The following is a 25641-nucleotide window of genomic DNA, read 5'->3' as shown; positions in this document are numbered from 1 at the left end:
GATCCACGTTCGCCGGGGTCGTCGGCCGCCGGTCAGGACGCGCGCCCGGAGGAGCTGGCGGAGACGCTGTCGTGAAGCACCTCGCGTGTCCCGGCGCCGGCGACGAGCAGCCATGTCTGGAGCATCTTCAGGTCGTGCGTGGCCTCCACGGCGGACCGCAGCGCCGGCGGCATGAGGCCGAACCGCTCTTCATAGAGCTCGATGGTCGCCTCTGCCATCGCCTGCGCCATCCCCTCGGCGTGCCCCTGCTCGATGAATTGCTCGACGAATTCCTTCGTGGCCATCACGGACTCCCCTTCCTCGCGCGTCGCCGGCCCGTGCTCGGCGACCTCCGTCCGGCAGCGTAGCAGCGGACCGAGCGCGATGTCGCGTCCCGGCGCCACCTCCAGTGGCGGCCGGAGGTCGCCGAGCGCCTGTCCGAGTCCCCGTCCGCCCCCTGCCCGCCGATAGGCCGGCTCAAGACGGTCGAGCGCGCGCGGGGCGGCTCCCCGAGGACGATCAAGGCGGTTCGCAGCTGTCATGCCGCGCGGACGGTGCGCAGAGACAAGCACTCTCGGCCCACCAGGAGTCCAGCCAGGGCTTCGGGAAGAGATTTCAACGCAAAGGCGCAAAGACGCAAAGGCGCAAAAAAGAGAACAAATATCATGCCTTTTTGCGCCTTTGCGTCTTTGCGCCTTTGCGTTGAATCTCTCTCCGCTCGCGAGGCAGAGCCCTGGCAGGATGTCTGCCCGCGGAACCAGCGCCTCGTCACCCGACAGAGAATCGACGGTGGCGAGCGGCGAACGCCGGCGGTCAGCTCGACGTCGAGCCGAGGTGGTCCTTTCGGGAACATCCGATTCACGCCGGCGCGGCCGCGCGGAGGTCGATCACGGAGCGCGCGAGCTCGGGCCCGGCGCGCCGGAACACAACGAGCTCCCCGGCGTCTTCGCCTTCGACCGCATAACGGAGGACAGGACCGAACACCTCGCCGAGCTCGCCGGCGTTGCACGTGGGCAGGTAGGTGCGCAACACCCGCGGATCGTAGTAGCGAAAGAACAGGGCCGCTCCGTCCGGACCCAGGACGCGGAGCAGCCGGCGCAGGTGCCGCCGCACGGTCTCGAGAGGAGACGGCGTGGCGAGGAAGATACCCCAGCTCTTCCCCCACCCGAGCCGGAGCAGGCGTCGCGTGAACTCGCCCGATCGCTGGAGCCTCACCAGGTAGGGCGCCACCTGGGCCAGCTCCGGGCCCAGGTCGCCCGCGAGGAGGCAGCAGTGCGGCAGGTCCGAGGAGCGCACCGAGTCGGCGATCGCCGTGTCGCGCGCGCCGTCGAGGACCGCGTAGACCAGATCCGCCTCCGCGCCCCAGAGGTGCTGAACGATTCGATCGAGCGTGGCGTCATCCATCCATCACCTCGCGACGGGGCGGCCCGGCGCGGCCCCGGGCATGATAACCTGCCTCCGTGCTGCGGCTGCGGTTGAACGAGCGTTTTCTCGACCTTGTCTCGCCGGACGGCGGCGGGCCCGCGCTGCCGGGCGAAGAGCGGTGGATCGATCTCTCCTGGTGGTGGGAAGAGCCGCCCACGGGCGATCGTGTGCCGCTTCGAGGGGATCGGCTCGCGGCGCGGCGCTACATCGCCTCGCTGGGGGCGCGCGCCGAGATCTTGCACGAGCTGCGGCGGTTCCTCCGCGAGGATCGGCCCTGGCTCTCGATATCGCCGGACGATCGCGAGGTGATCGACCACCTCGCGGCCGCGCTCGCGGCGGGACAGGTGCACGTCGCAGAGGCCCCGGACCAGGGTGGCTCCGGGAAGGACTTGGCCCAGCCCGCGCCCTCTCCCGCCGCGGCGGTCCCGGCCCAGCGCCCTCGCGCCGCGGCAGCGCCGTTGGAGGAGCCCGACGACGCGCAGGAGGAGCCGTGCTGGCCGTGCTTGCAGCGGGCCGCCGCCTCGGCCCAGGCGTTCCGGGACGCAGCCGCGGCGGGGCTCCCCTTCATCGCCGACAACCCGCGCGCCCCCTGACGGCGCCGGAGTGGTGGTACCGTCGGCCCACCTATGGATGTCGTCTCCGACGGGCCGCTCCCCGTCGCCTCGCTCCTCTGGCAGGTGCGCTCCCTGACCTGGGTGCTCACCGTCGTCTGCAAGGCGACGTTCACGCTCGCGCCGGGCGAGTCGCCGCTCGCGCCCGCGCAGGAGCCGATCCGCGAGCGCGACGCGCACCTGGAGGACGACCCCGCGCGCAGCCTGATCGAGGCGAGCGATCTCGCGCCGCTCAAGCAGGGCGTCGATGTCGTCCTCGTCGGCCACGCCCACGCGCCCGGCGGCAGCCCAGCGCGGTCGCTGATCGCGCGGATGGCGGTCGGCGAGATCGATAAACCCATCCAGGTGTTCTGCGATCGCCTGTTCACCCAGGAGGGCGAGCTCCAGGAAGGAGCGCACTTCACGACGATGCCGCTCACCTACGAGCGCGCCGCGGGCGGGCCGGACACGGACAACCCTGCGGGCATCCATCGCGAGGCGCGCGACGCCCGCGGCAGGGCCGCCGTCCCGAACCTCCTCCCCGTGGATCGGGTCGTCGCCAGCCCGGACGACCCCATCGCGGTGGTGGGCTTCGGGCCCATCGCCCCCACCTGGCCTTTGCGGCACCGCAGGCTCGGCAAACACGCGGCGGCCTGGTCGTCGGGAGCGCTCCTCTCGAGCCCGCTGCCGGAGGATTTCGATCGCACCTTCTTCAACGTCGCTCCGCTCGATCAGCGCCTGCTGCAGCTCCGCGACGACGAGCAGATCGTGCTCGAGAACCTCCATCCTCGCCACCCGCGCCTCGTCACCAGCCTTCCCGGCGTCCGCCCCCGGGCGACCGTCACCGGCCGCGCCGGCGGGCCGCGCGATCTCGCCATGCGCTGCGACACGCTCGTGATCGACACCGATCGCCTCCTCTGCACGCTGACCTGGCGAGGCCAGCTCCCGCTCGCGAGCCCCAAGGAGTCAGGGCAGATCCGCGTCTCGCTGGAGCGGCCCGCGAGGCAGGCGCCGGCCGAGGCACCCACCCCCTCGGCGCCGGGGCCGCAGCCGCCGCCGCGGGTGGCCCCGGCCGCGCCCAGGGTGAAGCCTCCCGCCCTCGGCCCGTCGACGCTGACCCTCGACATCCAGGCGAAGTCGCCCGACGCCCCGCAGGCGACGATCATGCCCTTTCGCGCGGGACCGCCCACGCCGCCGCCACCCGAGGTGCCCGCTCCGCGGCCGGCCGAGCCGCCCGGTTTCCGGCCGAAGCGGAGCTCGATGGAGGGCGAGACCGGCGACATCACCGAGGAGGCGTCGAAGGTGCCTCTCCCCTTCGTCGCCCCGTCCTCGGCGCCGCCCCCCGCGGCCACATCGAACACCCCTCCTTCGAACACCCCTTCTCCGATCCCTGCCCCGCCCATCGCGAAGGCCTCGCCCGGCGAGCCGGTGAGCCCCTGGGCGGCCGGCGCTCTGCAGCCCGGGTCGAGCGCCATGGGCATGATCCCGCACGCGCCGGCGGCGCCGCAGACCATCGGCGCGATGCTCGCGGGCACAGGCGGGGCAGCGGACGCCACCGCCGCGCTCGCGCCGGCGCAGCGGGACGCGCTGACGCTCGTCTGGTTCGATCGGAAGAGCGTGCCGCGCATCGTCCGCAAGCCGGCCTGGCAGCGCCTGCTCGACGCCATGGAGGCCGAGCCCCTCGACCCGGAGACCGACGATCCGGCCCTCTCCGACGAGCCCGCCGAGATCGAGGATCGGGCGCAGGTCTTCGAGATCCTCGATCGCGGCGCGGCCGCCGACGTCGCGGGCGTGCACGGGGCGCTCGCGCGCGCCGCTGGCAAGCGCGGCATGCCGGTGCCTCCGCTCGAGCTGATCGAGGGCGAGCTCTCGCTGTCCTTTGACGAAGTGGAGACGCTGAAGGCGCTGGTCTCCACCGCGACGCCGCTCGCGACCGGCGACGACGCGCTCGCGGCGGCGCTCGGGGCCGCCGAGAAATTCCTCGCCACGCCGGGCGTCTCGACGGCGCCCGCCGTCGCCGAGGCGCTGTGCGGGAAGATCCGCGAGGCGCTCGGCCACGGAAAGAAGGGCCGGGTAGAGCTCGCGAACGAGCAGGTGGAGCGCGCGCTGCTCGAGCAGCGGCACTACCAGAAGCGCAAGGTGCTGGGCGGGCCGCACCTGCGCGGGCTGCTGCGCGTCGCGGGAGAGACGCAGCCGCTCGTGATCTACCTGCCGGCCTCGATCGCCGAGGCGCTGCCGCTCTCGGCGCGCTTCCGAGCGCGGGTGATCGCGGCGGTGCACCCGGCGATGGACGAGCGAGAGGCGGAGCCGGTGGCGCTCCAGGCGGCGGCGCTGGGGCGGGTGGTGCAGCTCAGGCAGCGGCGCGCGTCATGAGGGTCCGGACAGGCGCCGTCACGCCCCCCCGAGCCGCAGTAACTCGCCCGTCTCGCCCTCGATGACGAACCCGCCGATCTCCGTCCCCAGGATCTCGCTCCGCTGCCGCGCCGAGCACGACGGCAGGAACAACCGCAGCACCCGCGGATCGTAGAACCGGAAATAGAGCCCCTTCCCCGTCTCTTCGTCCCTCACGATCAGCGACCGCCGCAATCTCTGCCGCACCTCTCGAAGAGGCCTCCGCCCGGTCAGGTAGACTCCCCAGCTCTCGCCCCACCCCTCGTTCACGAGCACCGGCAGGAGCGCCGACCCCTTCTCGATCCGCACCAGGTGCGGCGCCGCCCGGGCCATGGCCTCGCCCGCGACGCCCTCGAAGAGCGAGCGATTCTCGTCCTCGCAGGCGCGCAGCAGCGTGAGGATGCGCCGATCGCGAGCGGCGTCGAGGAGGGCAAAGAGCGGCTCCGGCTCGCTCTGCAGCGCCGCCAGCGCGACCGCCCGGGCGGCGAGCAGCTCCCGTGACGGCGGCGGGCGCGGCAGCGCAGGCGGGAGATCGGCGCCCAGATCGTCGGGCACGAGGCGCAGCAGGAAGTGGGTTTGCCCCGCCACGACGAGGGCGCCGTCGCCGATCGCGGCCTCGGCGACCGCCTTGCCGTCGACCTGCGTCCCCCGGCGGCTCCGATCGAGGAGCCGGCACACGGCGCCGTCCCACGCCACCTCGAAGTGCACAGGCGCCATCTGCTCGTCCTGCGAGATCACGATATCTGCCCGCCCGAGGCGCCCCACGCGCAGCGCCTCGCCGGCCTGGAGGCGCACGCGCCGCCCGGCGAGCAGCCCTGATGTCACGTGGAGCAGCGCCTTCACCCGGCGCCGCCCATCCGGCAGCTCTCGCAGTCGAGGAACGGAGTCCCCGACACGGACGCGGCGAGCAACGCCTCGATCTCGGGCGTCGAGCCGATGTTCACCGTCGGACACCCGGTCACGACCACGCCCTTCGGCGCCGTCCCGTCGCCGAGCCGCGCGGCCATGGCGCCCTCGATGAACACGGTCGCCGAGCCCTCGACGATCGCGGCGCTGGCCGGGCACGCGGCGCGATCGCCGACCCGCGCCGCGGGCAGGAAGCCGATGTTCACCGTCCTGGCCGACGAGACGATCGGCGTGGGCCCAGGGTGCGTCTGGCAGGTGTGCAGATCGGTGAGGCGCGCGGCAGCGGGCATGATCTCGCTCCTCCTCGTCTCAGGGAGACGGCGTGTCCTTGGGGTGCGCCTCTTCGGCCGCGAGCGGCGCCGCCGGGCTCGCGCCCTGGCCGGCGCCCGGCGCGCCGCCGCTGTTGATGTTGACCACGGATCCCACGATGTCGACGCCCCCCGGGTGGATGTCGATGAAGCCTCCAGGCCCCTTGATGGTGAGCCGCTGGCCGGCCTCGAGCACCAGGGTCGCGCCCGCCTTGATGTGGATCTGCCCGCCGGCCTCGAGCGCGTGGTTCGCGCCCACGCGCTCGTCCCGGTTCACAGCGACCGTGAGCGACACCGAGCCGTCGACGGCCGTTCGCTGGTCCAGCTTCACGTGCACGTGGTCGCCCCCGTGGACGAGCTGCTTTCGCGCGCCCTTCACAACGACATCCTCGTCGCCGCCCACGGTGCTCCGCTTGTGGCGCGCGGTGCGCTCGACGTCATCGCGCTTGACGAGCTGGTTCCTGTCGCGCTGCGCCTGCATGTAGACGAGCTCCTGACCCGCCTGGTCCTCGAACTTGATCTCGTTGTAACCCGCGCCGCCGGGCGACGAGCTGCTCTTCCAGGTGCTCACCGTCTTGTGATCCGGCAGCTTGTACGGCACGAGCTCGCGGCCGTTGAAGGCGCGCCCGGCGACGATCGGGAGATCTGGATCGCCGTCGAGGAAGGCCACCAGCACCTCCTGGCCGACGCGGGGGAGCATGAACATCCCGAACCCGGCGCCCGCCCAGCCCTGGCTCACGCGCATCCAGCACGAGCTGTTGTCGTCGAGCTTGCCCTCGCGATCCCACGGGAACTGCACGCGCACCCGCCCGAGCTCGTCGGTGTGGATCTCGGCGCCCGGCGGCCCCACCACGGTCGCGCTCTGCAGCCCGGGCGCGACCGGCTTGGGCGTCTTGCGCGCCGGCCGGTACGGGGCCTTGGGATCGGCGAAGAGCGCGCGCCCGCGCACGCTCCACGGCTCGCCGAGCGAGGCCACGATCTCGAGCTCGGCCACCATCAGCGGCCCTTTTCCGACCTCGGGGTGCGGGTGCTGATCGACGGAGAAGACCCGGCCGGGGTAGAGGTCGACCACGTTGGCCTCGAAGAGCACGCCGCGCTTGTCGGCGCGCATCGCCGCGAGGACCCGTGTCGACAGATCGGTTCCGTGCTTCGGGTCGTACCGGTAAACGCCCTTGGCGTCGCCGATGGGCGCGCCGCCCCCGGCGCTCGCGGCGAGGAACGCGCCGGGCTCGTAGCGGTACTGCTCGTACTTCGCCTCGGGCGCGGGCGCCGGGGGCGCCTCGCCGGTGAGCGCGAACGAGGGCTTGCGGAAGTCGTGGCCGCGGATCGTGCTCGCGCCGGGCCGGACCTCGTGGCCGAGCCGCACCCGGGTGACGAACTCGCGCTCGGCGGTCTCGATGGGGTTGTCGACGTACGCCAGCGGCGGCCCCGGCCGCAGCGGCTCCGCCTCGAGCTTGTCGCTCAGGGTGAGCTTGGAGTCCTTCCCGCGGTCCGGAAAGGTGTAGGCGATGCCCGCCTCTTCGAGGAGGCGGCAGAGAAAGGCGTGATCGCTCTCGCCGTGCTGGACCTTGTACTCGAGCCTGGGGTACGCGCCGCGATCGACCTTCCACGCCGGCTCGATCGCCCACTCGCCGAGGAGCGCGTCGACGATGTCGGGGATGGAGAGGTGCTGGTAGATGCGGTGGCCGCGGCGCTGGGTGAGCAGCCAGAGGCGCGGCACGATGCGGAGGTAGTACGTCGAGAGCCCCGTCGGCTCGGCCTGCACCTGCTCCACGTGGCTGCACACGCCTTGCCAGAGCCTGCTGCTCAGCCAGTGGAGGTGCGCGGTGTCGGGCTGGATCTGGAGCGACGCGCTCTGGCCGACGAGCGACTCCAGCTCGAGATCCGAGAGCCTGGATCGGGCCCACACCGAGACGGCGAAGAGCTCGGAGACAGCCTCCTGGACCACGACACGGCGCACGGAGAGCGAGGCCTCCCCGGACTGGAACGAGAGCTCGAAGATCGACATTCGGATCGGTCCTGGGTGCGGGCGCCGCCGCGGGAGGCTGCGGGGAGCGGATGGTAGCTCACCTCAGAAAAGAACGGGGCGCGGCAACCAGGGGCATCGCGTCATCCTGGGTCCAACACCCGACAGACGTCGACGCAATCCAGAAAAAACCCTCAAGATTCGGGGAGTCAGCCTTCGCGTCCCCACGAGTGCGCCGGGGCGCGCCGCGCATCGAACCAGCAGAACGTCTCGCGCACCCGGAACGCGCCGCGGTCGCCGTGCTGCTCGGCGAACCGCGAGAGCGCCGCGGGCTCGACGGCCCGCGGGTCGAACCGGTCGTGGGTCGTCGCCTGCCACCACCTCAGCAGCGCGTCCAGATTCGGATACACATGAGTTCCATGCTGCTCCTCCAGGCGGAGCAGCTGCAGCCCGGCGCCCTCGACGTGGTGCGCGAGCGCCGCGGCGTCCTCGAACGCGAAATCCCGCAGGATCTTCTCCCCCGAAGGGTCGGCGAGCCGCGAGAGCTCCCCGACGAGCGCGGGGAGCGACGAGACGCACTGGACGAGGATGCGCCCCGCGGGGCGGAGCAGGTCGCGCAGCAGGCGGAGGACCGCTCGTTTGTCGGTGATCCAGTGGAACACGAAGTTCGAGAAGACGAGATCGAAGGAGCGGTCCCGGGCGAGCTCGCCGAGGGTCTCGGCCGCCGCCACCTGGAACTCCAGGTTGGGCGCGCCCGCGGTGCGCCGGGCGAGCGCGATCCGCGCCTCGTCCGGATCGATCCCAAGGACGCGCCCGTCGGGGCCCACGAGCTCGGCGAGCTGCTGCGTGAGGCCGCCGGTGCCGCACCCGAGGTCGAGCACGAGCTCGCCCCGCCTCACGCCGGCGAACGAGATGAGGCGCTCGCCGCGCCCCCTCTGCCAGAGGCTCCCTCTCCGGTAGGCCTGCGCGGCGCTCGACGCAACCACGGCGGGCCTTCTGGCGCCGGCGTCCTTGTCGAGGTTCCGAGGAAGGTCACGTCTCATCTCGCCCCCCCTGATCGAAGCGCACAGCGATGAGAAACGCGACCGAAGACAGCGGGCTCGGCACGTTGGCGCAGAGCACCGCCTCCTCGATCCGCTCTTCAACAGAGAGGGATCTCGTGAGGAGATTCATTGTCGTCATCGGTATCGGCGCAGACATCATGGCGCTCCGCTCCGTGTGATGGCGCGGCGGTGCCGCGCGCCCGTGGACGGGTGTTGCGAGCCAGCGAGCGATCAAGCAACGCGTATGCCGCCTGGGGCGCCCTCCCGGCGTGACGTCCATGGGCGCAGCGCAAGCGCACCGACGCGGCAAATCCGGCCGAAATGGGCGAACCACGGCGCGCGCCGGGCCGACGGCTCGACCTCTGCGCCGGGCGAGCCGCCGTGACATGTCACGGCCGAGAGCGTGACATGTCACACCCTGGCCGTGACATCGCGCGCTGCCGGGGCGGACTGCGGCAGGTACCGCACCACCGTCGTCAGTCGGTGATCGTCTCGTATTGCAGCATCGTCCCGCACGCCGCAGCGAAGTACCCGAGAAGCAACATCATGTCCACGCCAGGCCCGAACGCGGTCACGTTCGCCGAGGAGAAGAACGCGAACAGGATGTCTCCCACGGCCATGAGCGCGCAGCCCGCGAGCAGCGATCCCCAGATCGCCCACACCTTGCCGCCGCGGAAGGCGCGCGTGATCCGCAGCATCACGAGCGCGGGGACGAGCGCGATCAGATCGAGGATGGGATAGGCGATGTTGATGAGCCGCTCGCCGAGCGGCACCGGCGCGCGCGCGATCGGGGCGAGCACGGGATAACCGACGATCGCCATCGCCGCCGCCGCGCCCGCGGCGATGCCGAGGTGCTCGCGCGCGCTGCCGACAGGGAAGCCGGACGCGCGGTACACGAAGACGAAGCGCACCGACGCGGCGATCAGCAGCGCATATCCGAGGAGGAACGCCGCGTCCGCGATCGACGGCAGCGGCGTGGGCGCGCGCGCGATGAGCGGGTAGTACACGAGCCCGACCTGGCCCAGGGTGAAGAGCGCGAGCCACCCGCCGAGCAGGAACCACGGGCCGCGCGCCGGGTTGTCGCGCTCGAGGCGCGCGGCGCTGCGCAGGCCGAACACGGCGGCGACCGCGAGGCACGCGAGCCGCACCAGCGGACCCACGGTGTCGACGACCGACGTTGGGAGGAGCCGCTCCGAGAGCTCGGCGGTCGGTGGCAGGAGGCGCGGGACGTACACCGCACACACGATCGTCACCACCACCGGCGCCACACGGCGAACGGGGACTCGCGTCATCGAGCTCCTCCCTGCGCGCCGATCGCGGCGCGCGCCTCGTCGAGGATCCGCTGGGCCTTGTCGCGCCCGACGAACACGCCGAGCCCCGGCGCGACCGCGGCCAGCAAGCGCTCCACGTCGGCCGGGGACAGGCGCCCGTGCTTGAACCCCAGCTTGTCCGCCTGGCTGCGCACGGCCGCGCGCGCCATGTTCTCGCCGAGGTACGGCGCGAGCACGTGCACCAGCTTCTTGATGACCTCGTCCGCCGGAAGCATCGCCTCGCTCAGCAGCGACGCGCCATGGCGGACGGGTGCTCGCCCTGGCGGACGACGTGGATCTTCATGGGGGCGCTCGCAAGGTAGATCGCGCCGCGCGAGAGGGTCAACGAAGCAGGAGATGCGCCCGCGGGCCGCCCCACAGGCGCCGTGACGATCGCCGAGCGCTTATCGAGCTGCCCACTCGAGGCGCCGGCGCTCGAGAGCCGCGGTGTTCGCGCCGCAGCGCGAACGCGATACCCCCCTTCAGCGTTTGGAGCGTCGATAGCTCACGAACCAGCTGCTCGAGCTCGCGGTTGAGGCGCCTTGCCTCGTCCTCCGCCTGCCGGCGCTCGGTGACGTCGACCCCGATGGACTGGAACTCAGCGTGTGGCCCCTCATGCCCGCTGCAACACCACCATTCACATGGCTCTCGTTCATGGTCCCGTGCTCCCCCGAAGCGCCGGTAAGCAGCAGCGCCCCGCTTGGCCAGGCTATCAAAGGCGCGGCCGCCCCAGGTACGCTTCGGATGAGGCCGCTCGCCGGGTCCAGAATGGCCGGCCCGCGGAGCGGCTTCCCAGGGTGCCCCCTTGGCCTCCCAGGTCAGCGGCATGGTCGGGCCGAAGCGGGCAATTTATGGTCTCACTGAACGCGATCAACCATCGATACGGCTTTACTTTTCCAGGCGGGAGCCGGATGGCGCAACACCCCTTCAATCAGGGTGAGCGGCGATTCACCCTTGACATACTAAAACCTCTTTACTTTCCCCTTCCCAGCGGCTCATCCCAAGACGGCGATGATCGTTTTGCAGCAAATTTACACCCGCTTCTCTGCTCGGAAGCCTCGTGCTACGCAAATGGCACGTGCGGTTGGCCGATGCTCCATCTGGCGTCTGGCTCAGCGGCTGCGCGGAAGCATGCACCCGGCACCCAGCGGTCCGGCATCCAGCGGTAACGAGGAGCACCATGCGAATCAACGATCAGGAAGGTCCGTCCACCGTGTCATTGGGCAAGATGTCCCAACGCACATTCGGTTTCCTCACGTGCGTTACGGCCTTGCTGCTGGGAGCCTGTAGCGGCGAAGATCCCGACGCCGGGGGCAACGGTGGAGCAGGCGGCGGCGTGTCCACCTCCACCACGACCTCCTCGTTGACCGGCACCGGCGCCGGCGCCGGCACCAGCGCCGGCCCGAGCACCAGCGGCGCCGGCGCCGGCGACCCCTCCACCTCCGCCGCGACCACGGGCTCCTCCTCGTCCACCGGAGATCCCGCCGGCGGCACCGGCGGATCGAGCGGGACGGGCGAGACACACCCGAAGGATCATTGCGTGGATGGTTACGATCCCCATCCCAGCGACGCGACGATGAAGGATGGGTCGGCGGAGTTCGTCAAGAACAACCAGATCGATCTCACCGTTCAGCCGGAAGTCATCTCCTGGATGCAGGAGAACGAATGGCAAGCCGCCCACTTCGAGTGGCACAGCATCCGGCGCTGCAACGGCGGCATGGGCATGAGCAGGGTCAATATCTGCAGGTCGGCGGTCCCGGTTCCGTCGGACCAGGAGTGCAAGACCACGGGCGACGGCTACCAGTTCCTCGCCATGCATCGGCACATGATCCAGTCGCTGAAGCAGCTCTGGCCGAAGCACTCGGAGCAGTTCGAGGGCTTCAAGAAGTTCCCCACGACGGCGGAGGAGCTGCCCCAGCAGTGGAGATCGGACTTCAGGCCCTGGAGCGCCACGACGCTCGCCAACGCGAAGATCGGCGACGAGATCGACAAGCCGGAGAACCTGAGCCGCTTCCCGGACGAGGGCGCGTTCGGCATGTGGCTCCAGTGTTTCGCCGGCCAGGCCATCCCCGGCAGCAGCCAGCAGGCCAGCGGCCTGCACGGGGATCTCCACTTCAAGTGGGTGCGCTCCCAGAACACCGACCACGGCCTCGGCAACCAGTTCACGAACATCGACAACTACATGTTCTGGAAGCTGCACGGCTGGATCGACAACGTGTGGGAGAAGTACCGTGTCGCCAAGGGCATGTCGCCCACCGACCAGAAGCTGAAGGACGCGGTAGCCGCCCAGTGCTACGAGATGGACGCGATCGCTCAGGTCATCAATCCCGACCTGAAGCCGGATGAGCCGGTAGATCCCCTGCCCGAGGAGGCCGGCGTGTTCCACGAGAGCGTCCGTCCGATCTTCGAGAGCGCGATCCACAAGTGCAGCGGTTGCCACGCTGCGCCGGGGACCGCTCCGCAAGCAGGTCTGTCGCTCGGCGGCGACATCAGCTCGACGGACATCGTCGCGGGCCTCGTCAACAAGACCGCCAAGGGCGGTGGGCAGTTCAAGCTCGTGGTCCCGGGAAATCCGGACCAGAGCTGGCTCTACCTCAAGGTCGCAGGAACGGCCGGGAACGCCGGATGCAGGCCTTCCGGCGGCGGCACCTGCCAGACGGGCGTCATGCCGCAGGCCGCGGACGGCAAGCCGAGCCTGACGAGCGCTGAGCTTGCGACGCTCCGCCAGTGGATCCAGAGCGGCGCGCCCGCGCCGACGAAGAAGTAGGCTCGCCCCGCTCCGCCTCACCCGCGGCCCGCTCGCCCCTGCGCAGGAGCGGCCCGTGGGGGGCAACCCCCCGTCAAGGCACACCTCTCCATCGTCATCGATGAACGCCGCCGGCTCGACGCCACCACGTACGGTGCGCGAGCCGGCGAGCGCCTCAGCGCGTCCTCGAGCGGGCCCGTGGGGCTGTCGCTCTCGGCCACGCCGATGACCATGCAGGCGGTCGGCTCGCATCTTACGGCCTGGTGACCTCGAAGGACGCGACGTTCACGGAGCCGCCCAGCGACTGCGTGGCGTAGTTGAAGATGCCGAACCGATACCCGAGGAAGTACTGCCAGTTCTTGTTCATGCTGAGCGTGTTGCCCAGGTTGGTGAATCGGGCGCCATCCGTGCTGTAGGAGAAACGCGCTTGCGCGCCGCCGTTATCCGTGCGGACGTTGGCCTCCACGCGCAGCCAGATCTTGCCGCCGGACACGTCGGCGCCGGCCACCTCGGTGCCCTTGCTCGTCGTGGACCAGGAGGTGTTCATGTTGACGCCGTTGGTCATCACGACGCGCGCTGCCCCGCCGGCCTTCTTCACCCCGATCCACGCCGACACGTCGCGCAGGGCGGCCAGGCCGGCGACGTCGCCGTTCTGCATCTTGCTATGGTCGAGCTCGATCGTCGCGATCGAGACGGGTCCTTCGATACGGCGCGTCAGCGTGTTTCGAGCGGCGTACAGATCGTCGGTCACCGTCGCCGTCTGCAGGATCAGCCCAGCCCCTGAGGACCATTTGGTGCTGTCGGGGTTGTGGTTCCACTCCCACTCGGGGCGCAGGGTCGCCTCCGCGAAGGTGTCCTTGGTCGCAGGCGGCTTCACTCGATTCGACCCGCAAGGCAGGTTCGGGAAGGGGTACGTACCTCCCCATTTGCCGTCCACCAGGGTGAGCGAGGGCCATCCGTCGGTCCAGGTCATCGGGGCCATCACCGGGATGCGGCCAGCCGGGTACGAGTCGTTGAAGCCGAGGTAGTACCAGTCGCCGTTTTGCGTCTGGACGACGCCGCCCTGGTGCGGGGCCCCGCCGGAGCCCGGAGCGCCGGCGTAGGGCAGCTTGACCGCGAAGGGCCGCAGCTCGTAGGGGCCGAAGGGCCCCTTCGTCGAGCGGAGCACATACTCACCGTTCGCGTACTGCGTGGTGAAGATGTAGTAGTTCCCGTCCTTCTTGATGATGCGAGAACCCTCCAGCGGTCCGGAGAGGTCGCCCGGCGTCTGGAACACGACCTGATTCTTGACCTGGCTGAAGCCGTCTGCGCTCAGCTGGGCCACGCTGATCGTGTTGTTTCCATAAGCCACGTACATGGTGTCGTCGTCGTCGATCAACAACCCCATGTCGTAGTAGCAGCCGCCCTTGTGCTTCTCCCATGGACCTTCGGGGGACTTGGCGGTGAAGACCCAGCCGCCGCCCTTGTTGTGCATGCAGCCCATCCAGTAGAAGGTCTTGTTGCTCTCCCGGTACTGGAGCGTGGACGCCCAGATGCCGTTCACATAGGATCTATCCCGGCCCAGGTCGTACGACGGGTCGACGTCGAGCAGGGGAACGGAGTGGGAGACGTATTCCCAGTGGACCAGATCGTAGGAGCGAAGCAGGGGCGCTCCAGGCGAATGATGGAACGTGGACGCCGTATAGTAGTAGGCATCGTCGACGCGAATGACCTCCAGATCGGGGAGGTCTTGCCAGAGGAGAGGATTGGAGTAGGTCTCGGGGCAGACAGCGGGGGCGCCGCCGCCCGAGCCGCCGTCACCACCGCCGCCGCCGGCGCCGGCGCCGGGGTCACCGCCTCCGGACGCGGCCGAGCTTCCGCTGGCGCTCGTCGAACCGCCGCTGGTCGTTTGCCCGTCGCTCCCACCCGAGCCGCTGTTGCTCGAAACGCCCGTTCCAGGGCCGGTCGTCGCGCCCGTGACGCCGCCACCGCCATCGCCGTCGCCCACCTGCGACTCCCCGCTACAACCTGCAAGGAGAGCGAGGAGACAGGCCGCAGATACCGTACCGCCTACACGTCGGGAGAGAGAACCGATGTCGGCAGGTTGGGAAGGGAAGTACATGGTGATCTCCTGATAAGAGGTATCGGCGAGAGCGCTCAGCACGCGGCTGGCAGAGAAAGGGAATCGTTTCCCCGCGGGCTCTGTGGGCACACAGGCCGAGCAAGGATGGAACAACTTGCGGGCAGCCGCGGGGCGCCCTCCCCCATCGCACTTCTGAGCGCTGCATCGAGGGCATCCGTGGGACACGTCGCCTGCTCGCGGACCGTGGTCGCACAGGCGGTGCGTGGACGTGTCGACGTGCAGCGGGAGACCGGAGAATTCAACGCAAAGGCGCAAAGGCGCAAAGGCGCAAAAAATCCAGAGATTGAGTTTATTCTATTCCTGCAATCGGTTGATCACACGATCACATGATGGGTACCTTGCCTCACCTTCATTTCGCCGAAGTTGATGACCAGACGTTCTTGGTCATTCTCTCTCCGCCTTTTTGCGCCTCCGCGCCTTGGCGCCTTGGCGGTACAATCCGAGATTCTCGGCGACGTCCGCCGGGCGCACGACGAAGCGCCCAGCGCCGTGGGTGGTCCGCGCACGACGCCATCGAGCGCTCTGGAGCCAATTGTGAACGCTCACATGGCGCCGGTCAACTGAAATGGACCGGCGCGCGCCGCCGTCGACGGAGACTCAGGAGCGCGGCCGGGGGATCCCGAGCCGCTGCCGCCGCTCCCACAGCGCCTTGCGGCTGATGCCGAGCCGGCGGGCGATCTCGGTCTCCGTCAGCTCGTGCTGGTGCTCGAGGACGAAGCGGCGGAAATAGCCCTCGAGAGAGTCGGACGGGGGCTCTCCCTCGTGCGCGTCCGCGGCAGGCGCAGGCGAAGGCGAAGGCGGTTGAGGGGGCGCGTCGAGCCCGAGCAGCTCCATCCCGATCTCGCTCGCATCGGCGAGCACCATCGCGCGATGAACGGCGTTCTCCAGCTCCCGGATGTTGCCGGGCCAGGGGGCCGCCGCGATGGCGGCGCGCGCCTCCGGCGTCAGCGTGAGCGGCGCGCGGCCCATCGCCCACGCGCGCCGCCTCAGCAGCGACTCCGCGAGGCGCACCGCATCGCCCGGCCGCTCGCGCAGCGGCGGGAGGCGGATCTCGAGGACCCGCAGCCGGAAGTAAAGGTCGCTCATGAACGACCCGTCGCGCACCATCGCCACGAGATCTCGGCGCGTCGCCGCGATGAGGCGCACGTCGACCCGCCGGGCCCGGGTCGCGCCCACGCGCCGCACCTCACCCGTCTGGAGGAAGCGGAGGAGCCGCGCCTGGACCTTCGGCGGCAGCTCGGCGATCTCGTCGAGCAGCAGCGTCCCGCCCTCCGCGGCCTCGCAGAGCCCCGCGCGCGCCGAGATCGCGCCGGGGATGGCGCCGCGCTCGTATCCGAAGAGCTCCCCCTCGATCTGCCCCTCGGGGATGGCCGCGCAGTGGACTGGAACGAACGCCAGCTGCCGGCGCGAGCTCAGCCGGTGCACGGCGCGGGCGAGCGTCTCCTTGCCCGTGCCGCTCTCGCCGAGGACGAGCAGCGTCGCCTCGCTCGGCGCGACCTTGCGCACCCGCGCGAACACCTCCCGCATGGCCGCAGAGCCGCCGACCATGCCCTCGAGCTCGTCGTCCTCAGAGGTAGGCGGCGCAGGCGGCGCGGACGGCGGGGGCACCGAGGCGCGCGGCGCGACGTCGGGGAGCGCGCTCCGCGCAGGCCGCGCGCCGGGGAGATGGTGCTCGACGAGGGCGACCAGCTCGGCATGATCGAACGGCTTCGACAGGTAATCCGCAGCGCCGCGCTTCACGGCGTCCACGGCCGCCTTCACCGTGGCGTAGCTCGTCATGAGCACGACCGGCGCGCCGCCGCACTGCCCGACGAGCGCGGTGCCCGGCGCGCCCGGCAGCCGCACGTCGGCCAGCACCAGATCGAACGCGCGCAGATCGTGATCCGCCGAGGCATCCTCGACCGATCCCGCCTCGATGACGTCGTGCCCATGACGGACGAGCAGCCGCCGGAGCTCTGTCCGGATGACGACCTCGTCCTCGACCAGCAGGATCCGGCTCACGACGCCACCTCGAGCCCGCGCCTCGCCCCGAGCGCGCCCGCCGCCACGAGCACGGGCGCGCAATCCGTCGCGCTGGCCTCCGCGTCGTCTCCTCCGCGCATGGGACAAGGCTACTCAGGACCGTTGCGGCTGAATACGCGAGGACGCATGGCGCAACGCGTCAACGCTAGCAGCTCAGTTGTCTGGGTTACCGGTCATAGCGCCCTACGAGGACCGAGGCGCTTTCTCCGCGGGGGGAGCGGGTGGTCTTCGCCGGGCGCGCGGACGCTCGAAGCTCCGCGCGCCCGATCGGGCGCCCCCCACAAGCGGCCTCCGCGTTACTTGGGCTGGGGGACGAACAGCAAGAGGTCGACGGCGTTCGCCAGCGCCTCCAGGCCGGTCGGGTTGAAGTGCAGCCCGTCATCCTGGAAGTCAAGGTCAGCCTTCAGCTTGGTAGCATCCTGGGGGTCGACGACCGCCGGCTCGAAATCGATGACCTTGTCGAACTTGCCGCTCGTGCGGATCCAGGTGTTGACCGTCTGGCGGGTGGCCTCGTGCGCGGCGGAGTAGTACCCGTTGCCACCGAACGGCGTGATGGGCGCTCCGTAAACGAGCATCCCTTTCTCTTTCGCCTTGGTGATGAAGTCACCATAGGCCGCGATCAGATCAGCCCCGACGTTCGCAGTGGAGTCGTTGCCGATGTCGTTCACGCCGATGAACGTGATCAGCCACTTCGCGCCGCGCTGGTCCAGGACGTCACGCTGGAAGCGGGCCTTGGCTGTCGGCCCGAGCCCGCCGGCGAGCACGGTGCCCCCGCCGATGCCGAGGTTCAGCACGGCGACCTGCTGGGTCCCCTGATTGGACCGCAGGCGGCGAGACAGGAAGTCCGGCCAGCGGGTGTTCATGTCCGTGTCCGAGCCGCGGCCATCGGTGATCGAGTCACCCAGGATGACGACCGCCGCCGCCTCGGGGGCCGCATCAACGTCGAGGCCCGTGATGTAGTACCAGTGAGCGGTGGACACAGGGGAGGTCAGGTTCGCCGCCGAGACCCCGTTGCCGGTCTGGATATACGAGTTGGTCCGCGCGCCCGGGTGCCCGGTGATCCCGGCCGGCACGGCGCCGAACTTGATGGTCACCGCCATCTTGGTGTTGGGCTTGATGGTGTACTCGATCGGATCGGAGAAGACGGTCTTGCCCACCGGGATGGTCACCGCATCAGCGCCCGCAAACTTCAGGGCCTGATCGGTGGCCACCGTGATGCCGTCAGCGGTCGTCGACTCCGCGATGTGGACCGACTCCATGGTCACCGGCCCGTCGCCGAACTCGTTCGAGAGCAGGAGCCGCACGGAGCTGCCGCCGATCGAGGTGTAGATCACCTGGCGCAGCGTGTTGTTGGTCAGGCCCGGCTCGGGCGGGTTGTTGTTGGTCTCGGTCAGCTGCGGACCGGTCGTCCACGTCCCGACCCAGTGCGCCTCCGCCGCGCCGCCGGCGCCACCACCGCCGCCCTCGCCACCGCCGCCCGTGGCCCCGCCGCCGCCGGTGTCGCCAGCGCCGCCCCCTCCGGTGTCGCCGCCGCCAGCGCCGCCGCCGCCAGAGGCATCACCCCCGCCGGAGCTCGCCGCGCTGCTCGAGCTGGACGTCGAGCTGGACGTGCTGCTCGATGTCGTGGTGTCCGTGTCATCGCCGCAGCCGGTGACAGCCAAAAACAGAAGAGCACAAAGTATTCTTCGCATGGTCCTCGACGCTCGAAAGATTGCTGTGTTCGCGATCGTTCGAATTGCTCCTCGGCGCACCGCCCCCGACCAGCAGCTCCTTCAGCGCATTCGAACTTTCGAATTTCCTTGACTTCAGCCGAGAGCGCGCCGGTTCGCTCGTGCGCGCAGCGTCGCCTGGATCGAGCCCGGATCCATCGAAGAGCCCATCTGGATGGCTGCGCTGCCCGCCGTCGATACCCGGAGGCGCGCGGGAGAGCGCGGGCCGATGCCATGCCCCTCACACGCGCCGTCCAGTGTGTCACACGAGGACTCGATATACTACTCGGTTCATCGCCTGGAGAACGCCCGGGTCGCGTCGTCCGGCCAGGTGACGTTACGTTCGGTAACGCTTCGATGCGCTCGCGTTACGTTCGGTAACACCCGGCGCAACGCGTCGTCAAGGCGCTTCGACCCATGACCCGAGGCCGCCGTGGGTCGTGCGGGCGGCGCTCCGGTCAGGCCGGCGCCGGCGGCGCGTCGCCGGGCGGCTGGCGGGATGAGCTGGCGGCGGGGGTCAGGACGAGCGCTCGGGGGGACCGGCTGCGAGGGCCTGGTGCACTTCCTCGCGCGTCCCGGTGCCGGCGAGGAGGAGCCACGCTCGGAGCGTCGACAAGTCGCGCATCGCCTCCACGGCCAACCGTAGCGATGGCGGCGGGGGGCCGAACCGAGCTTCGTAGAGCTCGATCGTCGCCTGCGCCATCCCCAGCGTGCGTCCCTGCTCGATGTATTGCTCGACGAGTTCCTGCGTGGTCATCACGAACTCCTCTTCTTCCGGTGTCGCTGGCCCGCGCTGGGCGACCTCCGCTCGGAAGCGTAGCAGAGGACCGAGCGATCGGTGTCATCCCCTCTTGAGCGATATCCTTCGCCAGCCGATCGAATCGGTTTCGTATGGCGGAAGCAAACTGGCACTCCGTGCGGACGTGATGAAGAAAAAAAAACGCAGTTTCGCCCGCGCGGCGGCATCGCAAACCACTTACGCGCGCTCGACCCACTACATTCTCCTTTCGACACACCAAGTGCCATCAACGATCTGCTCACGCACTGCGATCGCAGCCGGCGGACCTCGCGAATCGCCGCGTCTTCCGCTCGTAGCCTCCGGAGCCGACACGTCGAGCCGCGCCCACGCGGCGCGCCGCAGTCCGCCTCGATGAAGGCGTGTCCGAGCGTAGGCTCCGCGACGTCCCCTCCAATGTAACGGGCGGCCGAGGCCATGCCGTTGCTTTACTGGAACCTCTCGCCGAAGCCCGTGGCGGGTTCGGTCGCGGCGAGCTTCTGACCCCGTGTCGGCGAATTTAGGCCGTACCCGGGGAGCGCCGCTCCGATGTTAGGATGCGGCGCATGCCACTGCCGCACCGCGATCTCGGAGCGCTCACGGCCATCGTCGAATCCCCGGATGAGCCACACCCGACCGGAGCGGTCCGCGCGTACCGGCGCTCCTTGCGCCTCCACGGGTGATGAGCGCTCCCATGGACCGAGAGTGGCCGCTCGACGCCGACGACTTCTCCGCCTACTACGCCTTCGCGCCGGCGGCGCTCGCCATCCGCGAGTGCGTGCGGCTGCGCGCCGTGCGCGAGCTCGATCTGCCGGAGCCGCTGCTCGACGTCGGCTGCGGCGATGGCCTGTTCGCGCGCCTGGCCTACCCGGACAAGCAGGCCTGGGGCATCGACATCAACCCGACCGAGGTGCAGCGCGCGCAGCGGACGGCGTCGTACCGCACGCTCATCTGCGGCAACATCGTCAACGTCCACCTGCCCGAGGGGTTCTTCGGCAGCGCCATCGCCAACTGCAGCCTCGAGCACGTGCCCGATCTCCACGGGGCCCTCGTGAACATCCGGCGCGCGCTCAAGCCCGGGGCGCGGTTCGTGCTCATCGTGCCCACGCCCGACTGGACGTACCAGCTCGCCCTGCCCGAGGCGCTCCGCTCCGTGGGCCTGGTCGGCCTCTCGCGAGCGTACGGCGACGCGCTCGATCGGGTCTTCTCGCACGTCCACCTCTACGACGAGGCGGGCTGGCGCGATCACCTCGCGCGCGCGGGCTTCGACCTCGTGGAGACGCGCCCGATCGCGGGCCGGCCGACCTCGTGGGCGTTCGACTTCATGCTGTACCCGAGCTTGCTCGGCTACGTGATGCGCAAGCTCACCGGCCGCTGGGTCGCGATGCCAGCGCTCCGCCCGCTCACCGTTGACCTGGCGCGCACCGTGGTCAACGCGCTCGGGCGCCTCGCCCCGGGCGGCGACGCGGCCGCCGAGTACCTGCTCGTGGCGCAGGCAGGGCCCGATGGCTGACCCGGCGGCGACGCCCGGCGACTACTTCTCGAACCACCGCCGCCGCGAGCGGTTCCCGTGGTCGCTCTACCACGGCGCGCTCACCCGCCCCCTCGCCCGCGCCATCGCCGCGCGCGGCCCGAGCCCGCGCGTGCTCCTCGTCGGCTGCGGCCTCGAAGGGGAGATCCCCGGCGCGCCGCCCACGACCGAGCTCTATGGGTGCGATCTCGACGCGCGCGCCATCGAGGCGTGCCGGCGCCTCTACCCGGGGCGCGCAGAGCGCTTCGCCGTCTGTCCGGGGCCGTACGAGCTCCCGACGGGCCGAGGGTTCGACGGCCCGTTCGACGTCGTGCTCGCGAAGGAGGTCGTCGAGCACACCCTCGATCCGTCGCGCTGGGCGCGCGGGCTCTCGGCGCGCCTCGCGCCGGGCGGCGCGCTGCTGCTGACGACCCCGAACTACGGCCGGCTGTCCACGCTGCCGCTCCTCGAGGCCACGGTGCTCGAGTGGATCGCGCGCCGCGACGGCTTCTCGCGCAAGCACATCCACCCGAGCAAGTTCGACGAGCACAGCCTCGCGGCGCTCGACGTCGGGGAGCGGATGCGGCTCGTGTCGGTGCGGCGCACGCTCACAGGCTGGTCGCTCCTCGGCACCTGGCGGCGCGCCCCGGGTTGACCTGGGCGCCGGGGAGCTCCGTTGATGCTCTACCTCCTGCTCGCGCTCGGCGTGCTTGTCCTCCGGCTGGCCGAGCTCCGCGCCGGCGCGGCCGCCGGACCCGCCGCGCCCGCGCCCGGGCCGGCCGTATCCGTCGCGTCCGCGCCGGCCGTACCCGTCGCGCCCGGGCCCGCGCCGCGCCTGGCCTGGCTCGCCGCCGCCGCGGCGGTGGCGGCCGCGCTCCTGCCCGCGCTGCGCGACGCGCCCGCGCTCGCCGGGCCCGGCGCCGCGCTGTCGAAGGACACGATCTCGCACCTCGCCATCGCCTACGACATCGCGACGAGCGGCCTGCCGCACGGGTGGATCGCCACGAACAACGGCGGCTTCCCGATCGCGCTGCACTACCCGCCGATCGGCTGGCTGCTCGTGGCGGCGCTGATCCGACTCGGCGTCGCGCCGGTGGTCGCGGTGAAGGGGCTCGGCTTCGCCGCGTTCGTCGGGGCCCCGCTGGTCGTCCTCGCGGCGGCCCGCGCGGTCGGCGCGCGGCCCGCGGCGGCCGCCGCCGGCGCGGTGGCGCTCGCGTGGGTCGCGCCGTACGTGCAGTTCGCCGGCGGGTGGCCGTCGTTCTTCCTCCTCGGGCTGCTCTCGCAGATCCTGGTCATCCCCCTCGTCATCGCCTGGGCCGCCGCGGTGATCCGCCCCGCCCGCTTCGAGCTCGGGCCGGCGCTCGCCGCCGCCTGCGCGGCGACGCACCCGCAGGTCTTCACGGTGAGCGCCGCCGTCCTGGGCGCGGCCGCGATCGCCGCGTGGGATCGCCGCCTGTGCGCGCGCGTGCTCCGCTCGCTCGCCGGCGGCGGCCTGGTCGCTGTCGCGCTCTACGGCCCCGGCATCGCGTCGATGGCCGCGCCCTTCGGCTGGCCTGCCGGCCTCGGCTGGCGGCACATCGGCTTCGGGCCCGAGCGCGTGCTGCCGTGGATGCTCGATGGCGACCTGCTCGACTACGAGCACGCGCCGGTGATCGGCTCCGCGTGGATCGCTGCCTGTCTCCTGCACACTTTGCACGCGACGCGCCTCCGCGCCCCGGCGTCGCGGGCCGTGCTCGCGGCGTCGGCGCTCGTGCTGCTCCTCTCGATGAGCGGCGGCTGGATCGTCGGCGCAGGCCCGCTGGGCCGCGCACTGCTCTCGCTGTTCCAGCCGATGCGCGCCCTCGCCCTCCTGCCGCTCGTCGCGGCCGCGGCCATCCTCAGCGCGCTCGATCTCGCCGCCGCGGCGCTCGCGCGCATCGGCGCCGCGCTGGCAGCGCGGGGCGCGCGCCGCTCGCGCCCCGCGCTCGCCGGGCTCCTGCCAGCCGCGCTCGCGGGGTTCCTGCCGGCCGCGCTCGCGCTTGTCGCGGCCCTCGAGATCCCCGCCCGCGCGGCCGATCTCCACGTCCTTGCAGAGAAACAGGCCGCGCTCGTCGCGTCGCGCAGCTGCCCGCCGCCCGCCGAGGGCTTCGACCCCGATCTCATCGCCCGCTGGCTCGCCGAGGCGCCGCACGGCCGCGCGAGCTACGCCGTCGAGGACGAGTTCGCGACCTGCTCCATGATGCACGCGGCCGATCTCCGCCGCGCGGTCCCGATGGCCGTCTCGACCGGCGCGGGCTCGCATGTGGGCGTTCACGCCGCTGCCTTCCTCAAGGTGGCGCCCGAGCGCCCCGGGAGCGCCGCGCGCGCGGAGGCGCTCGGCATCCGCACGCTCATCCACCTGACCACGCAACGGCCGGGGCCGCCCGAGGCATGGGCGCTCGTGGACAGGCGCGGCGAGGTCGAGCTGTCTCGGCGGGTGGGCGGCACGGACTACGTGGGGCTCGGGTGCGTGCGCGAGGTATGGCGCGGCCGGGAGGCCGATCTGCTCGCGGCGCTCTTCGAGCACCTGGAGCAGCCGCGCACGGTGCTCGACACGCCCGGCGAGCTCGTGGCGCTGGAGGCCACCCGCGGCCCGCTCGAGCGCGTGGCCGTGGCCGACGACGGCTGCGACGCGGCCCGCTCGAGCGTGCGCGAGGTGCCGCGCGAGCCGGGCGCGTACGAGGCGATCGTCGACGCCGAGGCTCCGGTCGACGTGGTCTTCCGCGCCACGGCGTACAGCGGCTGGCGCGTGCGCGACGGCGGCGTCGAGCTGGCCACGAGGCGCGTCGCCCCGGGATTTTTCGCGGTGCGCGTCGGGCCCGGCCGGCACCACCTGGAGGCGGTGGTGGCGCTGCCGCGGTTTTACCTGCAGGGGCTCGCGCTCGCGTGCGGGGCTGCGCTCGCGCTGGGGGCGCCGCACCTCCGGCGGCCGCTCTTCCGCCGCGGCCGGCTCCCCTCCCGCCGCTCCGAGGGTCGCCCGCGCTCTCCCGGCGGAAGCCTGGATTAGTGTCCCGTCCCTGCCAAACATGCGACGCCCTATCGTGGAATTAGGGCCAGCGGGGGTCCGTTCGGCCATCCATTGACTGGCCGCTCCGCTCTACCAAAGAAGTACTCGTTCATGCTGCCATGGCCCCCTGAGTCTTCGGGCTCCCCGATCTCCGACGTCGAGGGGTGGTCGCCTGCATGAGCGAAAGGAGCCGATGTCATGGCCGCACCGAGGTACTCCCGTCGCGCGATCGCGACCGTTTGTGCGTTGACTATACAGCTCGGGTTCTCCACGTCCGCCGCCTTCGCGGATGGCCTGAAGGCCTGCTATGTGCTGGCCTATGACTGCGACTCCGAGGTCGGCGCCGACGTCCTCCTCGCCCGAAAAAACATCATCATGAAGAGGAACGGCGGGACGACGCTGTCGAGGCCCACCGCGCTGCTCAACGCTGGACAGTACGTGATTCCGGGCGGCCTCGCAGATCCGGAAGAAGGCGACGCGCCCAAGTGTGCGATCCGCGAGTTCAAGGAGCAGACGGGGATCGACGTGCGCGCCTACCGAGGTGTGCTGTCGCGATCGACGATCACCGTGTATTCTCAGGAGACCGGCGATCTGTATGCGGTGCAGTACGTGCGCGTGGAAGAGGTCACGGCGCTCGCGAGCGCCATCCAGGCGAACCTCGACGCCGCGACCACACAGGACGACGAGCTGCACGAGGTCGTGGTTTCTCCGGCGGCCATCGCAGGTCACTACTTCCGGCCAGCGCCGCCGCGGGACCGCGGTGCGCTCGGGTACGTCATGCCCGACTGGATGAGGGAGCAGTACGACGAGGCCAAGCGCTCCGCATGGAACGGAGAGGGCCTCGACGAGTACCTGAGCTCCCCCTCCGGCTGGTTCAAGCTAGCGATAAAGCAGCTGCCCAGCTGCTCTTGACGCCGCTCGCGGCCCTGTCGCTCGGCACGGCGCGCGAGCCCCACGCTCCGGGCCCGAGCACGCGGCCGCGCGAGCTGCTCTCCAGTCGAGCAGCCGCGCGCGGCAGGTGATCCGATCCGCCGGTGTGGCCGGTCGGTCGTGGCCTTCCTGCGCATCGCCGCCGTCAGCGCGGCAGACCGCCGTCGCCGTAGGGTGACGCTGGTGAATCGGGTGCGTCGGAGCAGACGACGCCGAGGCCGTCGACCCAGTCCGAGTAACCGCCCTCGAAGTACTGGATTCCGGTGACCACCATGCCCGGCGGGCACATCCCCATCCCGGAGCCTTGGGTGCCTTGCTCGCTGCCCCGAGGTTCCCGCCCCGTGTACCAGTTGACGCTGTGGACTTCCCCGTCGCTCAGGCGCAAGCAGGATAGCCCGATGCCGTCGACCCAGTCCGAGTCGCCGCCTCCGAAGTACTGGACGCCGTTGACGACGTGCCCCGCGGGGCACTTGCCGCCGCCACTCAGATGCGTGCCTTGCTCGCTGCCGAGTACGCCGCCGGTGTACCAGTTATGGTAGGTCTCCTGGCGAGTGTGCAAGTTGATGCAGGACACACCGATGCCGTCCATCCAATCGGAGTCTCCTCCATCGAAATACTGGACGCCGTTGACGACCGACGACGGCGGGCAATGGCCCATGCCCGTGCCGTGGGTGCCCTGCTCTGGCCCGCGCGGCGTCCCCTCGAAGTACCAGTTGTAGTAGGCGCTGTTTCCTGCGAACGCGAGAGATGGAAGAGCGCTCGCCATCACGACGGCCTGGAGGATTCGAGAACACCCGGATGAGATCTTCATGGTCCACACTCCTTTAGCCAACGCACGCCGCAGTGCGACTGCATGTCCACCAGCACCGATCCTCCCCGCTCCA

At 70.8% G+C, this 25641-nt stretch carries 22 protein-coding genes; 9 read left to right on the top strand and 13 right to left on the bottom strand.

All coding sequences use genetic code 11. The annotated features are described in order from the left end of the window. Positions 1–32: 32 nt before the first annotated feature. Positions 33–284 (bottom strand): hypothetical protein, encoded by a 252-nt coding sequence (locus tag WME79_RS15430; RefSeq protein WP_437535891.1) that lies wholly within the window; start codon positions 282–284, stop codon positions 33–35. Positions 285–837: 553 nt separating this feature from the next. After that, the gene (locus tag WME79_RS15425; RefSeq protein WP_437535888.1) at positions 838–1383 is read right to left on the bottom strand and encodes a DUF4123 domain-containing protein; all 546 of its coding nucleotides are present in this window, start codon (positions 1381–1383) and stop codon (positions 838–840) included. 71 nt (positions 1384–1454) lie between these two features. Here WME79_RS15425 and WME79_RS15420 point away from each other — a divergent pair, with 71 nt between their 5' ends. Both WME79_RS15420 and WME79_RS15415 read left to right on the top strand, forming a co-directional pair. Continuing rightward, entirely contained in the window at positions 1455–1997 is a 543-nt protein-coding gene (locus WME79_RS15420) for a hypothetical protein (RefSeq protein ID WP_437535885.1), read from the top strand. Between the two features lie 33 nt (positions 1998–2030). Then, positions 2031–4367, top strand: coding sequence for a DUF2169 family type VI secretion system accessory protein (locus tag WME79_RS15415; RefSeq protein WP_437535882.1), 2337 nt, complete (start codon positions 2031–2033; stop codon positions 4365–4367). A gap of 18 nt (positions 4368–4385) precedes the next feature. Here the strand turns inward: WME79_RS15415 and WME79_RS15410 are convergent, their stop codons facing one another. The 4 genes from WME79_RS15410 to WME79_RS15395 all read right to left on the bottom strand — a co-directional run bounded on the left by WME79_RS15410 (position 4386) and on the right by WME79_RS15395 (position 8608). Further along, positions 4386–5210: a DUF4123 domain-containing protein gene (locus tag WME79_RS15410; RefSeq protein WP_437535879.1), complete on the bottom strand. Its 825-nt coding sequence runs from the start codon at positions 5208–5210 to the stop codon at positions 4386–4388. A gap of 14 nt (positions 5211–5224) precedes the next feature. Then, on the bottom strand, positions 5225–5581 hold the full coding sequence (locus WME79_RS15405; RefSeq protein WP_437535876.1) for a PAAR domain-containing protein: 357 nt from the start codon (positions 5579–5581) through the stop codon (positions 5225–5227). A gap of 19 nt (positions 5582–5600) precedes the next feature. Continuing rightward, positions 5601–7607: a type VI secretion system Vgr family protein gene (locus tag WME79_RS15400; RefSeq protein ID WP_437535873.1), complete on the bottom strand. Its 2007-nt coding sequence runs from the start codon at positions 7605–7607 to the stop codon at positions 5601–5603. 167 nt (positions 7608–7774) lie between these two features. Beyond that, the gene (locus WME79_RS15395) at positions 7775–8608 is read right to left on the bottom strand and encodes a class I SAM-dependent methyltransferase (RefSeq protein ID WP_437535871.1); all 834 of its coding nucleotides are present in this window, start codon (positions 8606–8608) and stop codon (positions 7775–7777) included. 29 nt (positions 8609–8637) lie between these two features. On the opposite strand from WME79_RS15395, the gene WME79_RS15390 reads away from it, so the two are divergent. Next, complete coding sequence (locus WME79_RS15390; RefSeq protein WP_437535868.1) at positions 8638–8787, top strand: hypothetical protein; 150 nt, start codon at positions 8638–8640, stop codon at positions 8785–8787. A gap of 297 nt (positions 8788–9084) precedes the next feature. On the opposite strand, the gene WME79_RS15385 is transcribed toward WME79_RS15390, so the two are convergent. After that, a complete protein-coding gene (locus tag WME79_RS15385; RefSeq protein WP_437535865.1) occupies positions 9085–9900 on the bottom strand; it encodes a hypothetical protein in 816 nt (271 codons plus the stop codon). Next, positions 9897–10154 carry a hypothetical protein gene (locus WME79_RS15380; RefSeq protein ID WP_437535862.1) on the bottom strand — a complete coding sequence of 86 codons (258 nt, stop codon included), beginning with the start codon at positions 10152–10154 and terminating at the stop codon, positions 9897–9899. Before WME79_RS15380 ends, WME79_RS15385 begins: the two co-directional genes overlap by 4 nt. 1100 nt (positions 10155–11254) lie before the next feature. Here WME79_RS15380 and WME79_RS15375 point away from each other — a divergent pair. Beyond that, positions 11255–12685 carry a hypothetical protein gene (locus WME79_RS15375; RefSeq protein ID WP_437535859.1) on the top strand — a complete coding sequence of 477 codons (1431 nt, stop codon included), beginning with the start codon at positions 11255–11257 and terminating at the stop codon, positions 12683–12685. Between the two features lie 232 nt (positions 12686–12917). Here WME79_RS15375 and WME79_RS15370 read toward each other — a convergent pair whose 3' ends face one another. Continuing rightward, positions 12918–14765, bottom strand: a complete 1848-nt coding sequence (locus WME79_RS15370) for a glycoside hydrolase family 43 protein (RefSeq protein ID WP_437535856.1) — start codon at positions 14763–14765, stop codon at positions 12918–12920. Between the two features lie 177 nt (positions 14766–14942). Between WME79_RS15370 and WME79_RS15365 the strand changes: the two genes are divergently transcribed. Further along, the gene (locus WME79_RS15365; protein ID WP_437535853.1) at positions 14943–15116 is read left to right on the top strand and encodes a hypothetical protein; all 174 of its coding nucleotides are present in this window, start codon (positions 14943–14945) and stop codon (positions 15114–15116) included. A gap of 267 nt (positions 15117–15383) precedes the next feature. On the opposite strand, the gene WME79_RS15360 is transcribed toward WME79_RS15365, so the two are convergent. The 3 genes from WME79_RS15360 to WME79_RS15350 form a co-directional block, all read right to left on the bottom strand. Beyond that, a complete protein-coding gene (locus WME79_RS15360; protein ID WP_437535850.1) occupies positions 15384–16787 on the bottom strand; it encodes a sigma-54-dependent transcriptional regulator in 1404 nt (467 codons plus the stop codon). Positions 16788–17104: 317 nt separating this feature from the next. After that, entirely contained in the window at positions 17105–18499 is a 1395-nt protein-coding gene (locus WME79_RS15355; RefSeq protein ID WP_437535847.1) for an SGNH/GDSL hydrolase family protein, read from the bottom strand. A 535-nt stretch (positions 18500–19034) separates the two neighbouring features. Beyond that, positions 19035–19274: a hypothetical protein gene (locus tag WME79_RS15350; protein ID WP_437535844.1), complete on the bottom strand. Its 240-nt coding sequence runs from the start codon at positions 19272–19274 to the stop codon at positions 19035–19037. A 712-nt stretch (positions 19275–19986) separates the two neighbouring features. On the opposite strand from WME79_RS15350, the gene WME79_RS15345 reads away from it, so the two are divergent. From WME79_RS15345 to WME79_RS15330, 4 genes are all read left to right on the top strand, one after another. Next, the gene (locus tag WME79_RS15345; RefSeq protein ID WP_437535842.1) at positions 19987–20805 is read left to right on the top strand and encodes a class I SAM-dependent methyltransferase; all 819 of its coding nucleotides are present in this window, start codon (positions 19987–19989) and stop codon (positions 20803–20805) included. Continuing rightward, complete coding sequence (locus tag WME79_RS15340) at positions 20798–21457, top strand: class I SAM-dependent methyltransferase (RefSeq protein ID WP_437535839.1); 660 nt, start codon at positions 20798–20800, stop codon at positions 21455–21457. Before WME79_RS15345 ends, WME79_RS15340 begins: the two co-directional genes overlap by 8 nt. A gap of 24 nt (positions 21458–21481) precedes the next feature. Then, positions 21482–23827 (top strand): hypothetical protein, encoded by a 2346-nt coding sequence (locus WME79_RS15335; RefSeq protein ID WP_437535837.1) that lies wholly within the window; start codon positions 21482–21484, stop codon positions 23825–23827. Positions 23828–24025: 198 nt separating this feature from the next. Then, entirely contained in the window at positions 24026–24739 is a 714-nt protein-coding gene (locus tag WME79_RS15330; protein WP_437535834.1) for an NUDIX domain-containing protein, read from the top strand. A gap of 163 nt (positions 24740–24902) precedes the next feature. Here the strand turns inward: WME79_RS15330 and WME79_RS15325 are convergent, their stop codons facing one another. Next, positions 24903–25568: a hypothetical protein gene (locus tag WME79_RS15325; protein ID WP_437535831.1), complete on the bottom strand. Its 666-nt coding sequence runs from the start codon at positions 25566–25568 to the stop codon at positions 24903–24905. Positions 25569–25641: the final 73 nt, after the last annotated feature.

It is taken from the genome of Sorangium sp. So ce726 (assembly GCF_051521405.1).
GTDB lineage: Bacteria > Myxococcota_A > Polyangia > Polyangiales > Polyangiaceae > Sorangium.
This window is presented reverse-complemented; position numbering and strand designations above follow the sequence as displayed.

Excerpts from the sequence above, each read along its gene's own strand:
- WME79_RS15380 (WP_437535862.1), bottom strand. The coding sequence starts at position 10,154 with ATGCTTCCGGCGGACGAGGTCATCAAGAAGCTGGTGCACGTGCTCGCG.
- WME79_RS15415 (WP_437535882.1), top strand. The coding sequence starts at position 2,031 with ATGGATGTCGTCTCCGACGGGCCGCTCCCCGTCGCCTCGCTCCTCTGG.
- WME79_RS15330 (WP_437535834.1), top strand. The coding sequence starts at position 24,026 with ATGGCCGCACCGAGGTACTCCCGTCGCGCGATCGCGACCGTTTGTGCG.
- WME79_RS15385 (WP_437535865.1), bottom strand. The coding sequence starts at position 9,900 with ATGACGCGAGTCCCCGTTCGCCGTGTGGCGCCGGTGGTGGTGACGATC.
- WME79_RS15405 (WP_437535876.1), bottom strand. The coding sequence starts at position 5,581 with ATGCCCGCTGCCGCGCGCCTCACCGATCTGCACACCTGCCAGACGCAC.
- WME79_RS15335 (WP_437535837.1), top strand. The coding sequence starts at position 21,482 with ATGCTCTACCTCCTGCTCGCGCTCGGCGTGCTTGTCCTCCGGCTGGCC.
- WME79_RS15430 (WP_437535891.1), bottom strand. The coding sequence starts at position 284 with ATGGCCACGAAGGAATTCGTCGAGCAATTCATCGAGCAGGGGCACGCC.
- WME79_RS15390 (WP_437535868.1), top strand. The coding sequence starts at position 8,638 with ATGAGAAACGCGACCGAAGACAGCGGGCTCGGCACGTTGGCGCAGAGC.
- WME79_RS15355 (WP_437535847.1), bottom strand. The coding sequence starts at position 18,499 with ATGCGAAGAATACTTTGTGCTCTTCTGTTTTTGGCTGTCACCGGCTGC.
- WME79_RS15395 (WP_437535871.1), bottom strand. The coding sequence starts at position 8,608 with ATGAGACGTGACCTTCCTCGGAACCTCGACAAGGACGCCGGCGCCAGA.
- WME79_RS15350 (WP_437535844.1), bottom strand. The coding sequence starts at position 19,274 with ATGACCACGCAGGAACTCGTCGAGCAATACATCGAGCAGGGACGCACG.
- WME79_RS15370 (WP_437535856.1), bottom strand. The coding sequence starts at position 14,765 with ATGTACTTCCCTTCCCAACCTGCCGACATCGGTTCTCTCTCCCGACGT.
- WME79_RS15345 (WP_437535842.1), top strand. The coding sequence starts at position 19,987 with ATGGACCGAGAGTGGCCGCTCGACGCCGACGACTTCTCCGCCTACTAC.
- WME79_RS15340 (WP_437535839.1), top strand. The coding sequence starts at position 20,798 with ATGGCTGACCCGGCGGCGACGCCCGGCGACTACTTCTCGAACCACCGC.
- WME79_RS15425 (WP_437535888.1), bottom strand. The coding sequence starts at position 1,383 with ATGGATGACGCCACGCTCGATCGAATCGTTCAGCACCTCTGGGGCGCG.
- WME79_RS15325 (WP_437535831.1), bottom strand. The coding sequence starts at position 25,568 with ATGAAGATCTCATCCGGGTGTTCTCGAATCCTCCAGGCCGTCGTGATG.
- WME79_RS15400 (WP_437535873.1), bottom strand. The coding sequence starts at position 7,607 with ATGTCGATCTTCGAGCTCTCGTTCCAGTCCGGGGAGGCCTCGCTCTCC.